Annotated in this window: 1 pseudogene; it reads left to right on the plus strand. The window is 51.5% G+C overall.

Annotated elements, in window-relative coordinates:
- Nucleotides 1–206, plus strand: a pseudogene (locus tag J7R12_RS08870) (AAA family ATPase); the annotation flags it as partial.

Genomic DNA, 206 nt, shown 5'->3' on the forward strand with positions numbered 1-206 from the left:
GGCGCGGCGCATTGGTATGCCGGATGGGACGTTTTCGCAATGGTATGCGGGGAGTTATGCGGGGCAATTGGGCAAGCAGAATGCGAAGGTTCAACAATGGGTTGAGGTTTTAAAGGAAACGGCGGGGGTTTTGGAGAAGATCCCTGAAAAGCCAGCCTTTCAGAGGAATCGAATTGCCAGTGAGATCATTGACACTTTAACACTGG

This window comes from Bartonella vinsonii subsp. vinsonii (assembly GCF_902825235.1).
GTDB lineage: Bacteria > Pseudomonadota > Alphaproteobacteria > Rhizobiales > Rhizobiaceae > Bartonella > Bartonella vinsonii.